The sequence below is a fragment of the Streptomyces rubiginosohelvolus genome (assembly GCF_014649875.1).
GTDB lineage: Bacteria > Actinomycetota > Actinomycetes > Streptomycetales > Streptomycetaceae > Streptomyces > Streptomyces rubiginosohelvolus.
In genome coordinates this window covers 302647-315069 of the sequence record NZ_BMTW01000008.1, presented here as the reverse complement: position 1 = coordinate 315069, position 12423 = coordinate 302647, and the positions used below count along the sequence as shown (strand labels likewise).

Below are 12423 nucleotides of genomic sequence, written 5' to 3'. Positions count from 1 at the left end.
ACCCCGGCAGGGGCCGGACACCACGCGGTGTCCGGCCCCTGCCGCGTCTGCCGGGTCACCGGCAGCCCGGGGCGCCGGCCGTGAGGCGTTCGCCGCCCAGCTCCACGGCGGCGCAGCGCCAGCGCTGGTCGGCGCCCTGCTCCAGCCGGAACGCCATCGCCCGCACCCGGTCGCCCGCGGCGATGCTGGCGAACGCCTCGACCACCCCGGTGGCGGGCTGCGCGCCGCGGCAGTGGCGGAGGACCGGGCGGCTGCCGTGGGTGGCCCTCAGCGGGGTGCTGGGGGCCAGTTCGGCGAGCTGGTCGTAGGCCTCGCCGATGGTGTGGCCGAGCATCCAGTGCACCGGGCGCTGGCCGCTGAGGACCGCGAGCAGACGCTCGGCGAACCACTGGTGCGGGCGCAGCGGCCGGTGGGGCTGGAGCCTGCGGGACCGCTGCGGCGGCACCGACCGGGGGCCGCCCGGGGTCGACCGCGGGCCGTTCGACGCCGATCGAGGACCGCTTGGTGCCGATCGAGGGCCGCTCTGGTCGCGTCGTCCTGCGGGCCTCGTCCTGTCCGTGCTCATGATCCATCGCCCCCGTTGACCGGGCCCGGGCTTCTACCGGGCGGTAACTTTGTTGGGGATCTTCTACGGGGGCGGTCGTCAGCGACGCAAGGGCCCTCCTGGCGCCGATCCGGCGCGGGCCGTTTCACCTATCCGTGGCTCGGCCCTTGCCGGGCAAGGGCGACGGTGGGGGTGACGGGGCGTCGGCCGTGGACGGAGGCCCCCGGTTGCCGAAACCCGAAAGGGGACGCTCCCACGTATCCTGAGGACGTTTCCCCCTACGAAAGCGACCTGCCATGCGCGTGTACGTCCCCCTGACCCTTTCCGGTCTCGCAGCGGCGCACGGTGCGGGCGAGGTCGGGCCCGGACCGCTGACCGCCTACGCGGTCACCCCCGGGCTGCGGGAGTGGTACGTCTCCGACGACATCGAGGAACTGGAGTACGCGGCGCTCAACCGGGCCGCCGCCGCCTCGCTCCGAATGATCGCCGGGAACCCGGACGAGGTGCGCCGCCGGGTCGTCGTCGCCGTCGACGTACCGGACGGGTCCGCCGTCGCCGACCCGGACAACGGGCTGAGCGCGGCGTCGCTCGGCGAGGTGCAGATCGCCGCCGCGCTGCCGCTGGCCAAGGCGGCGGCGGTGCACGTGGACGCAGACGACGCGGAGAAGGACGTGACCGCCGCGGCGGCGGCCCTGGGGGCGGCGGACCTCGGGGACGACGACGCGCAGTTCACGGTGGACGGGGCCGAGGACCACGAGCTGCTCTGGTTCGGCGTCCAGGAGATTCCGCAGCTCATCCGCTGAGCCGGGCGCCGGGCTCGCGCTGAGCCGGCGGGGCTGTCGGACCCGGCGGGTATTTTTCTCTGTATGACTTCCGGGACGACACGCACACATCTGGTCTGGGACTGGAACGGCACGCTGCTCGACGACACGCATGCGGTCATCCAGGCGACGAACGCCGCGTTCGCGGAGGTCGAGCTGGCACCGATCACGCTGGAGCAGTACCGGGAGATGTACACCATCCCCATACCCCGGTTCTACGAGCGGTTCCTGGGCCGGCTGCCCACGGAGGCCGAATGGGAGCGGATGGACGGCGTCTTCCACCGGTACTACACGGAGCAGCGGGCGGCCTGTGGGCTCACCGCCGGGGCGGAGGAGCTGCTGCACGCGTGGCAGCGGGCCGGGCGCAGTCAGTCGCTCCTGAGCATGTACGGGCATGAGCAGCTGGTGCCGGTGGTGCGGGGGTACGGGATCGAGCCGCGGTTCGTCCGCGTCGAGGGGCGTACGGGGCCGTCCGGCGGGAGCAAGGCGCTGCACATGGAGCGGCACTTCGCCGCGCTGGCCGGGGCGGGCGGCGTGGACGGGTTCTCGCCCGAGAACGTGGTGGTCATCGGGGACGCGCTGGACGATGCGGTGGCGGCGGCGCATGTGGGGGCGCGGGCGGTGCTGTACACCGGGGGGTCGCACAGCCGGAGCAGTCTGGAGGGGGCGGGGGTGCCGGTGGTGGACAGTCTGGGGGAGGCGGTGGCGTTGGCGGAGACGTTTGCCGCGTAAGGGTTTTTCGGGGGGTGGTGCGGGGTGCGGTGGTGCGGGTCTTCGGGGCGCTGCCCCGGGCCCCGGTCCTCAAGCGCCGGACGGGCTGGAAACGATGCCCTCAAGCGCCGGGCGGGCTGGGGAGTTGCCCGGGCGGGCTGGGAATGTGCCCCTGCGCGGGCCGGGGTGTGGCTGAGCCCAAAGATGTCCTCAAGCGCCGGACGGGCTGGATGGTGTGCTCGGGCGGGCTTGAAGGTGCGGCGCTTCCCGGTGGGAAAGATGTCCTCCATCGCCGGACGGGCTTTAAGCGGTGCCGGACGGGCTTGAAGGGGTGCCCGGCGGGCTGGAAGGGGTGTCCGGCCGGCTTGAGCGGAGCACCCTCAGGAACTCCCTCATCCATGCCGCGTGGTCCGGCCAGGCCCGCGACGAGACCAGGGGGCCGTCCACCACCGCCTCCGTGTCCTGGAACGTCGCGCCCGCGCTCTGCATGTCCGGTTCCAGGGCCGGGTACGCCGTGACCGCGCGGCCGCTGAGGTTGCCGGTGGCGGCGGTGATCAGGGGGCCGTGGCAGATCTGGGCCACCGGGCGGTCCGCGGAGAAGAAGGCGCCGACGATCTTCCGCAGCTCGGCGTTGTTGCGGAGGTACTCGGGGGCCCGGCCGCCGGGGATCACCAGGGCGATGTAGGCCCCGGGGTCGACCTCGGAGAAGGACAGGTCGGCGGGCCAGGTGTAGCCGGGCTTCTCCGTGTACGTGTCGAAGCCGGGCTCGAAGTCATGGACCACGAAGCGCAGCGTCTTGCGCTCGGGGGCCGCGATGTCGACCTCGTACCCCTCCTCCAGCAGCCGCTGGTACGGGTAGAGCACTTCGAGCGACTCGGCGGCGTCGCCGGTGACGATGAGGATCTTCTGCGGCATGGCGGACTCCTCGGGGGCGATCGGCCCCGGCAGGTCGGGTCGGGACGGCTCGCGGGTCCGCCGGGGCCTGATTCAGGCGTTATCCACAGATTGCCCCGGTTCCGGAGGTTCGCCAAGGCGGCGCGGCGCACTGTCCAGAGTGTCAAAGTTCGGGGGGTTCTTTTGTACACAAGCAGCTCATGACGCGGTGGGGTGCGGGAGAGATAGCCTGGTGCGGTGATCAGCGCGATACGCCTCGGGGGCAGCGAAGCCCCCGGCCGCCGCCCGGAGTGCCACAGCACCCGGGCGATCCGCGATCTCCCGACTCCGGACCGGCCGTCAAAAATGGCCCATGTGGTCCCGGGGAACTCTCGAAGCGGCATAGCGTCGACCCAGACCGGAAACCCCGCGTCGTGGCGGTACGTCGCTTTTCTCACCTACGTCACGCAACGGCGCGCGACAGGAGCCAGAGGACATGCAGACCAAGCTGGACGAAGCCAAGGCCGAGCTGCTCGCAGGGGCCGCCAAGGTAGCTGACAACGGTCCGGGCGGTGGTGTCGGTGGCCCGGGAGGTGCCCCCCGGGCGCGGGTCTCCGCCGCCGGGGCCGACGCCTCCGCCGGTCAGGACACGGTGCTCGCCTACCTCCAGCGCTACTACCTGCATACGGCTCCGGAAGACCTCAGCGGCCGTGACCCGGTCGACGTCTTCGGCGCGGCCGCCTCGCACTACCGGCTGGCCGAGAACCGCCCCCAGGGCACCGCGAACGTCCGGGTGCACACCCCGACCGTCGAGGAGAACGGCTGGGCCTGCAGCCACTCCGTCGTCGAAGTCGTCACCGACGACATGCCCTTCCTCGTGGACTCCGTCACCAACGAGCTGTCCCGGCAGGACCGCGGCATCCACCTCGTGATCCACCCGCAGGTCACCGTCCGCCGCGATGTCACCGGCAAGCTCATCGAGGTCCTCTCCGGCGGCCCCGGCACCCCGAAGGCCGAGGGACGGAAGAAGTCCAAGAGCGAGCAGAGCGAGCTGCCGCACGACGCGCTCGTCGAGTCGTGGATCCACGTCGAGATCGACCGCGAGACCGACCGCGCCGACCTCCAGCAGATCACCGCCGACCTGCTGCGCGTCCTGTCCGACGTACGGGAGACCGTCGAGGACTGGGGGAAGATGCGCGACGCCGCCCTCCGGATCGCCGACGACCTGCCGGGTGAGCCCCTCGACGACCTCGCCGACGAGGAGGTCGAGGAGGCCCGCGAGCTGCTGCGCTGGCTGGCCGCCGACCACTTCACCTTCCTCGGCTACCGCGAGTACGAGCTGAAGGACAGCGACGCGCTCGCCGCCGTCCCCGGCACCGGGCTCGGCATCCTGCGCTCCGACCCGCAGCACAGCGAGGACGAGGCCCACCCGGTCAGCCCGTCCTTCGACCGGCTGCCCGCCGACGTCCGCGCCAAGGCCCGCGAGCACAAGCTCCTCGTCCTGACGAAGGCCAACAGCCGGGCCACCGTGCACCGCCCCAGCTACCTCGACTACGTCGGCGTGAAGAAGTTCGACGCCAAGGGCAACGTCGTCGGCGAGCGGCGCTTCCTCGGCCTGTTCTCCTCCGCCGCCTACACCGAGTCCGTGCGCCGGGTGCCCGTCATCCGCCGCAAGGTCGCCGAGGTCGTCGAGGGCGCCGGATTCTCGTACAACAGCCACGACGGGCGCGACCTGCTCCAGATCCTGGAGACCTACCCGCGCGACGAGCTGTTCCAGACGCCCGTCGACCAGCTCCGCGCCATCGCGACCTCCGTCCTCTACCTCCAGGAGCGCCGCCGGCTGCGGCTCTACCTGCGCCAGGACGAGTACGGACGCTACTACTCCGCGATCGTCTACCTGCCGCGCGACCGCTACACCACCGCCGTGCGCCTGCGGCTGATCGACATCCTCAAGGAGGAGCTCGGCGGGAACAGCGTCGACTTCACCGCCTGGAACACCGAGTCGATCCTCTCCCGGCTGCACTTCGTCATCCGGGTCCCCGCCGGCACCGAGCTGCCGCACCTCACCGACGCCGACGCCGACCGCATCGAGGCCCGCCTCGTCGAGGCCGCCCGCTCCTGGGCCGACGGCTTCCAGGAGGCGCTCACCGCCGAGCTGGGCGAGGAGCGCGGCGCCGAACTCCAGCGCCAGTACGGCCACTCGTTCCCCGAGGGCTACAAGGCCGACCACTCGCCGCGCGCGGCCGTCTCCGACCTGGTCCACCTCGAAACTCTCCGGGAGGGTGAGAAGGACTTCGCCCTCAGCCTGTACGAGCCCGTCGGCGCGGGCCCCGGTGAGCGCCGCTTCAAGATCTACCGGACCGGCGAGCAGGTCTCCCTCTCCGCCGTCCTCCCGGCGCTCCAGCAGCTCGGTGTCGAGGTCGTCGACGAGCGGCCGTACGAGCTGCGCTGCGCAGACCGCACCCACGCCTGGATCTACGACTTCGGGCTGCGGATGCCCCTGGTCAACGGCAACGGCGGCTACCTCGCCGACGACGCCCGCGCCCGCTTCCAGGAGGCCTTCGCCGCCGTCTGGAAGGGCGAGGCGGAGAACGACGGCTTCAACGCGCTGGTCCTCGGCGCCGGGCTGAACTGGCGCCAGGCCATGGTCCTGCGCGCCTACGCGAAGTACCTGCGGCAGGCCGGTTCGACCTTCAGCCAGGACTACATGGAGTCCACGCTCCGCAACAACGTCCACACCACCCGGCTGCTCGTCTCGCTCTTCGAGGCCCGCATGTCGCCCGGCAGGCAGAGCGCCGGCACCGAGCTGACCGACGGGCTCCTGGAGGAGCTGGACGGGGCCCTGGACCAGGTCGCCTCGCTCGACGAGGACCGGATCCTGCGGTCCTTCCTCACCGTCATCAAGGCCACCCTGCGCACCAACTTCTTCCAGCACACGGAGGACGGCACGCCGCACTCCTACGTGTCGATGAAGTTCGACCCGCAGGCCATCCCGGATCTGCCCGCGCCCCGGCCGGCGTACGAGATCTGGGTCTACTCGCCGCGCGTGGAGGGCGTCCACCTGCGCTTCGGCAAGGTCGCCCGCGGCGGTCTGCGCTGGTCGGACCGGCGTGAGGACTTCCGTACGGAGATCCTGGGACTGGTCAAGGCGCAGATGGTGAAGAACACCGTCATCGTGCCCGTCGGCGCCAAGGGCGGCTTCGTCGCCAAGCAGCTCCCGGACCCGTCCGTGGACCGCGACGCCTGGTTCGCCGAAGGCATCGCCGCCTACCGCACGTTCATCTCCGCGCTGCTCGACATCACCGACAACATGGTCGCAGGCGAGGTCGTGCCGCCCACCGACGTCGTCCGCCACGACGAGGACGACACCTACCTCGTCGTCGCCGCCGACAAGGGCACCGCGAGCTTCTCCGACATCGCCAACGAGGTCGCCGTCGCCTACAACTTCTGGCTCGGCGACGCGTTCGCCTCCGGCGGTTCGGCCGGCTACGACCACAAGGGCATGGGCATCACGGCCCGAGGCGCCTGGGAGTCCGTCAAGCGGCACTTCCGGGAGCTGGGCCACGACACCCAGACCGAGGACTTCACCGTCGTCGGCGTCGGCGACATGTCCGGTGACGTCTTCGGCAACGGCATGCTGCTCTCCGAGCACATCCGCCTCGTTGCCGCCTTCGACCACCGGCACATCTTCATCGACCCGAACCCGGACGCCGCCACCTCGTACGCCGAGCGGCGCCGCCTGTTCGATCTGCCGCGCAGCTCCTGGGCCGACTACGACACCGACCTGCTCTCGGCGGGCGGCGGCATCCACCCGCGCAGTGCCAAGTCGATCCCGCTCAACGCGCACATCCGCGAGGCGCTCGGCATCGACGCGTCGGTGAGCAAGATGACGCCCGCCGACCTGATGCAGACCATCCTCAAGTCGCCTGTCGACCTGGTGTGGAACGGCGGCATCGGCACCTACATCAAGGCCGTCGCCGAGTCGAACGCCGACGTCGGCGACAAGGCCAACGACGCGATCCGTGTCAACGGCGAGGACCTGCGGGCCAAGGTCGTCGGCGAGGGCGGCAACCTCGGCGCCACCCAGCTCGGCCGGATCGAGTTCGCCCGCAACGGCGGCCGGATCAACACCGACGCGATCGACAACAGCGCCGGTGTGGACACCTCCGACCACGAGGTGAACATCAAGATCCTGCTCAACGGTCTCGTCCGGGACGGCGACATGACCGTCAAGCAGCGCAACAAGCTGCTCGCCGACATGACCGACGAGGTCGGCGCGCTCGTCCTGCGCAACAACTACGCGCAGAACGTCGCCCTCTCCAACGCCTCCGCACAGGCGCCCTCGCTGCTCCACGCCCAGCAGCGCTTCATGCGCCGGCTGGAGCGGGACGGCGCGCTGGACCGGGCGCTGGAGTTCCTCCCCGCCGACCGGCACATCCGGGAGCTGCTCAGCAACGAGAAGGGCCTCAGCCAGCCCGAGCTGGCGGTCCTGCTCGCCTACACGAAGATCACGACGGCGGACGAGCTGATCTCCACCGTCCTGCCGGACGACCCGCACCTGCAGAAGCTGGTGCACGCCTACTTCCCGAGCGCGCTGCGCGAGCGGTTCCCCGAGGCGGTCGACGGGCACGCGCTGCGGCGCGAGATCATCACGACGGTCCTGGTCAACGACACGGTCAACACAGCCGGTTCGACCTTCCTGCACCGGCTGCGGGAGGAGACCGGGGCGTCGATCGAGGAGATCGTCCGGGCCCAGTTCACCGCCCGCGAGATCTTCGGTCTCTCGGAGGTGTGGGACGCGGTCGAGGCGCTCGACAACAAGGTCGCCGCCGACGTCCAGACCCGGATCCGGCTGCACTCGCGGCGGCTGGTCGAGCGCGGTTCGCGCTGGCTGCTGGGCAACCGGCCGCAGCCCGTCGCCATCGCCGAGACCATCGAAGGGTTCCGGGACGGGGTCGCGCGGGTCTGGGACGAGCTGCCGAAGCTGGTGCGCGGTGCGGATCTGGACTGGTACCACTCGATCCTCGACGAGCTGACGGCCGCGGGCGTGCCGGACGAGCTGGCGGCCCGGGTGGCCGGGTTCTCCTCCGCCTTCCCGGCGCTGGACATCGTGGCCATCGCCGACCGTACGGGGCGGGATCCGCTGGAGGTCGCCGAGGTCTACTACGACCTCGCGGACCGGCTGCGGATCACGCAGCTGATGGACCGGATCATCGAGCTGCCGCGGGCCGACCGCTGGCAGTCGATGGCCCGCGCCTCCATCCGCGAGGACCTGTACGCGGCGCACGCGGCGCTCACGTCGGACGTGCTGAGCGTGGGGAACGGGTCGTCCACGCCGGAGGAGCGCTTCCGGGCGTGGGAGGAGAAGAACGCGGCGATCCTGGCTCGGTCGCGGTCGACGCTGGAGGAGATCCAGGGGTCGGACGCGTTCGATCTGGCGAATCTGTCGGTGGCCATGCGGACGATGCGGACATTGTTGCGTACGCACGCGTAGGGGTTGGTTGTCGTACGTCTGAGGGGCCGGTACCTGGTGGGTGCCGGCCCCTCGGCGTGGGGGTTTCGTCCTCAAGCGCCGGACGGGCTGGGAAAGGTGCCCTCAAGCGCCGGACGGGCTGGGAAAGGTGCCCTCAAGCGCCGGGCGGGCTGGATGTGGTCGGGTGGGTTCGGCTACTTGCGGTTGGTGAAGGCCTCGTAGGCCTTCACCACTTCCTTTGCCGGGCCGTCCATTCTCAGCGTGCCCGCCTCCAGCCACAGCGCGCGGTCGCACGTCTCGGTGATCGACTTGTTGCTGTGGCTGACCAGGAAGACCGTGCCCGCCTCCGCGCGCAGTTCCTTGATGCGATCCTTGCTGCGGCGCTGGAACTTCGCGTCGCCCGTGGACAGGGCCTCGTCGATCAGGAGGACGTCGTGGCTCTTGGCGGCCGCGATGGAGAAGCGCAGCCGCGCGCCCATGCCCGAGGAGTACGTCCGCATCGGCAGCGTGATGAAGTCGCCCTTCTCGTTGATGCCGGAGAAGTCGACGATCTCGTCGTAGCGTGCGCGGATCTGCTCGCGGGTCATGCCCATCGCCAGCCCGCCCAGCACCACGTTGCGCTCGCCGGTCAGGTCGCCCATCAGCGCCGCGTTCACGCCGAGCAGCGACGGCTGGCCCTGGGTGTGGACCTTGCCCCGGGTCGGCGGGAGCAGGCCCGCGACCGCCTTGAGCAGGGTCGACTTGCCCGAGCCGTTGGAGCCGATCAGGCCGATCGCCTCGCCCTTGTACGCGGCGAAGCTGACCCCCTTCACGGCGTGCACCTGGCGTGCGCCGGGGGTGCGGCGGCGCGAGGTGAGGCGGCTGAGCGCCGAGGTCGCGCTGCCCCTGCCCGTACGCGCGCCGTTGACCGTGTACGTGATGTGGACGTCGTCGACGACGACCGTCGGGACCCGGTGGTCCCCGGGGGTGTTCCTGTCGTCAGCCACGTCCGTACGTCTCCTCGGCCTTCCAGAAGTACACGAATCCCGCCACCCCGCACAGCAGCGCCCAGCCGGCCGCGGCCGCCCAGGCCAGCGGCGGCAGCTGGTCCCACGTGTAGCTGTCGATGAGCGCGTACCGCATGAGGTTGATGAAGAGCGCCGCCGGGTTGTACTCCAGCACCAGCAGCACCGCCCGCGGCACCCGGTCGCCGGCCAGCAGGTGGTCCAGGCTCCACATCACGCCGGACGAGTACATCCAGGTCCGCAGCACGAACGGGGTCAGCTGGGCGATGTCCGGGGTCTTCGCCGTCAGGCGGGCCATGGCCATCGACAGGCCGGTGTTGAACAGCGCCTGGAGCGCCAGCGCGGGGACGGCCAGCAGCCAGGTCGGACGCGGGTACTGGCCGAACGCCAGCAGGATCAGGGTCAGCGCGCCGAGCGAGAACAGCAGTTGCTGGAGCTGCTGGAGCGCCAGCGCCACCGGCAGCGAGGCGCGCGGGAAGTGGAGGGCCCGCACCAGGCCGATGTTGCCGCTGATCGCCCGGGTGCCCGCGGTGATCGAGCTGCTGGTGAACGTCCAGATGAAGACCCCGGTGACCAGGAACGGGACGAAGTCCTCCACCCCGTGCTTGGTGTTCATCAGGACGCCGAAGATGAAGTAGTAGACCGTGGCGTTCAGCAGCGGCGTCATGATCTGCCAGATCTGGCCGAGCTTCGCCTGGCTGTACTGGGCCGTCAGCTTGGCGGTCGCGAACGCCGTGATGAAGTGCCGGCGCCCCCAGAGCTGCCGGACGTACGCGGGCAGCGACGGCCGGGCGCCGCTGACCTTCAGGCCGTGCCGGGCGGCCAGGGCCGCCAGCTCACCGGGGGCGTAGGTGGGAACGGCGGTGGCCGGGGCGCCCTCGGAAGGGGCGGTCACCGGGGGCGGGGCTGCTGTCTGGCTCAACGATCGACCGCTTTCGTCACCGATGGGGCGATGGGGGGGCGGGACGGTACGGTCCCGTAGGGACGCCCTCGTTGGGACGGGACCGTATCGTCGTAACGCTGAGAGTAGGACGCTTGCACGTCGCAACGCAACCGTTTCGTCGCGGCCGACTATGCTGCGGGCCATGACCACCGAACGGGGAACCCGCCGCCGCGCCCCCGCAGGCGCCGCCGTCCTGCGCGAGGACGTGACCGACGCCATCCGCGCCGCCGTCTTCGAGGAGCTCGCCGCGGTGGGGTTCGCCCGGATGTCCATCGAGGGCATCGCCCGGCGCGCGGGCGTCGGCAAGACCGCCGTCTACCGCCGCTGGAAGTCCAAGCTGGCGCTCGTCCTCGACCTGGTCGCGGCCGTCGCCGCCCAGGGGATGCCCGCCCCGGCCACCGGTTCGCTGTACGGGGACGTGCGCGCCGTCCTGGAACTGGCCGCGTACGCCCTGCGCCACCCCGTCGCCTCGCAGGTCATCCCGGACCTGCTGGTCGAGGCGGCCCGCAATCCGGAGATCTCCGAGGCGATCAAAGCGGCCCTCCTCGACCAGCAGCAGGGCGTCGCCGCTGTCGTGGTCCGGGAGGCGGTGGCCCGGGGGGAGCTGCCGGAGGGAAGCGATCCGGACCGGGCGCTCGATCTGATCGTCGGCCCGCTGTACTGGCGGCTCGTCGTCGTCCGGGGCGAGCTCCCCAAGGGCTACCTGGACGATCTGGCCGCCTCGGCGGTCGCCGCACTCCGCTACCCCGGCTGAGAATCCTCAGCCCGCCGCCACCCGTGCCAGCACCTCGCCCGTGCGCGGGCTGAACGCCAGCACCGTCGCGTTCTTCGGCAACTGCTGGTTCCGGGTCAGCAGCAGCCATCGCACCCCGTACCGCGCGGTGATCCCGTCCCGGCGCTCCTGCGGGGTCGACATGTCGAGATAGGCGGCCACCGCCCGGCTCCTCTCCCGCCGCTCCGTGGTCGCGAGCCCCGCGTCCGGCAGGGCGTCGGCCAGCACGTACGCCCCGTGCCCGGCCAGCGCGTACATCGCCGGACGGCTGTCCGTCAGGACCACCTCGCCCCGGGGCACGTACGCGGTCGCCCAGGCGTACGGCTCACCGGCCGCTTTCGCGCCCTCGGCCGCCGGAGGCGCTGTCGTCAGGCTGTCGATGGGGGCGCGCTGCGCGGTGAGCCCGTTGTAGTACGGCCACAGCGCCGCCAAGGTCACCGCGCACACCGCGGCGAACGCCCACCGCCACACGGTCGGCCGGATCCGGGTCCGCGTCCGGAACGCGATCAGCGCGAGGCACCCGATCGCCGCGCCGATCGCCGTCTGCGGGTGGACCAGCAGGACGAGCCCGAGCAGCACCCCGATCCCGGCCGCCTCGAACCACCGGGGCGACCGGCGGGGTGCCGGATCACCGCGCTCGGCCACCCGGGCGGCCACGCGGCCGGTCCACGCCCACAGATGCAGGGTGACCGCGACCGCGAACGTGGTCGGCGCGCTCCAGCGGGCCGGGTCCGCCCAGTGGATCAGGCCCAGCGGTACGAGGAGGAGCACCGGGACCCAGCGGTTCGGGGTCAGCAGCCGGGTCAGCCGGCCGATCCCGGTGAGCAGGAGCAGCAGGTTCACCGACGCGGCCAGTGCCACGACGGACGGGCCGGAGAGTTCGGTGGCGCGGGCGGCGAGACCCTGGAGCAGTGCGTACGGGGAGTAGTGGGCGCTCGCCACGGCGGGCAGGTCGGTCATCGGGAACGCCGGGTGCAGCAGGTTCACCCGCAGCCGTTCGACGACCGCCGCCTGGAGCCCGGCCTCGCAGCACAGCGGAGCCTGCCAGGCCGCCGCCGACAGCACCGCCCACAGCAGGCCGCCCAGCACGAGGTACGGGGATGGCAGCCACAGGGGCGGCCGGGCGGCCTTCTCGGCCCCGTCGCCCGCGGTCGCGGCGGGCGGGAGATCGGCGGCGGAGGACGCGGCGGAGGCAGCGGAGAAGAGGGGCACACCTCATGGGTTCCGTGCGGCGGGCCCGTTCTCCCCGCCGCCACTCGTCCGGGGGATTCCGGGGTGTTCC

9 protein-coding genes are annotated in these 12423 nt (G+C 71.6%); 4 read left to right on the top strand and 5 right to left on the bottom strand.

Annotated features, from left to right (window positions below):
- Nucleotides 1–55 precede the first annotated feature (55 nt).
- Entirely contained in the window at nucleotides 56–565 is a 510-nt protein-coding gene (locus tag IE134_RS20290; protein WP_030708881.1) for an Rv3235 family protein, read from the bottom strand.
- Between the two features lie 275 nt (nucleotides 566–840).
- On the opposite strand from IE134_RS20290, the gene IE134_RS20285 reads away from it, so the two are divergent.
- Together IE134_RS20285 and IE134_RS20280 are read left to right on the top strand one after the other, a co-directional pair.
- A complete protein-coding gene (locus IE134_RS20285; RefSeq protein WP_189431273.1) occupies nucleotides 841–1347 on the top strand; it encodes a DUF6912 family protein in 507 nt (168 codons plus the stop codon).
- Between the two features lie 63 nt (nucleotides 1348–1410).
- On the top strand, nucleotides 1411–2097 hold the full coding sequence (locus IE134_RS20280; RefSeq protein ID WP_030708877.1) for an HAD family hydrolase: 687 nt from the start codon (nucleotides 1411–1413) through the stop codon (nucleotides 2095–2097).
- A gap of 282 nt (nucleotides 2098–2379) precedes the next feature.
- Here IE134_RS20280 and IE134_RS20275 read toward each other — a convergent pair whose 3' ends face one another.
- Nucleotides 2380–2991, bottom strand: coding sequence for a DJ-1/PfpI family protein (locus IE134_RS20275; RefSeq protein WP_097885260.1), 612 nt, complete (start codon nucleotides 2989–2991; stop codon nucleotides 2380–2382).
- Between the two features lie 454 nt (nucleotides 2992–3445).
- Between IE134_RS20275 and IE134_RS20270 the strand changes: the two genes are divergently transcribed.
- Entirely contained in the window at nucleotides 3446–8443 is a 4998-nt protein-coding gene (locus IE134_RS20270; RefSeq protein WP_097885259.1) for an NAD-glutamate dehydrogenase, read from the top strand.
- 173 nt (nucleotides 8444–8616) lie between these two features.
- Here IE134_RS20270 and IE134_RS20265 read toward each other — a convergent pair whose 3' ends face one another.
- Both IE134_RS20265 and IE134_RS20260 read right to left on the bottom strand, forming a co-directional pair.
- Complete coding sequence (locus IE134_RS20265; RefSeq protein WP_030708872.1) at nucleotides 8617–9408, bottom strand: ABC transporter ATP-binding protein; 792 nt, start codon at nucleotides 9406–9408, stop codon at nucleotides 8617–8619.
- Nucleotides 9401–10348: an ABC transporter permease gene (locus IE134_RS20260; RefSeq protein ID WP_050513571.1), complete on the bottom strand. Its 948-nt coding sequence runs from the start codon at nucleotides 10346–10348 to the stop codon at nucleotides 9401–9403. The genes IE134_RS20265 and IE134_RS20260 overlap by 8 nt, the downstream gene beginning before the upstream one ends.
- Nucleotides 10349–10499: 151 nt before the next feature.
- Between IE134_RS20260 and IE134_RS20255 the strand changes: the two genes are divergently transcribed.
- Nucleotides 10500–11123 (top strand): TetR/AcrR family transcriptional regulator, encoded by a 624-nt coding sequence (locus IE134_RS20255; RefSeq protein ID WP_010062165.1) that lies wholly within the window; start codon nucleotides 10500–10502, stop codon nucleotides 11121–11123.
- A gap of 6 nt (nucleotides 11124–11129) precedes the next feature.
- On the opposite strand, the gene IE134_RS20250 is transcribed toward IE134_RS20255, so the two are convergent.
- Entirely contained in the window at nucleotides 11130–12353 is a 1224-nt protein-coding gene (locus IE134_RS20250; protein ID WP_030708868.1) for a hypothetical protein, read from the bottom strand.
- Between the last annotated feature and the right edge of the window lie 70 nt (nucleotides 12354–12423).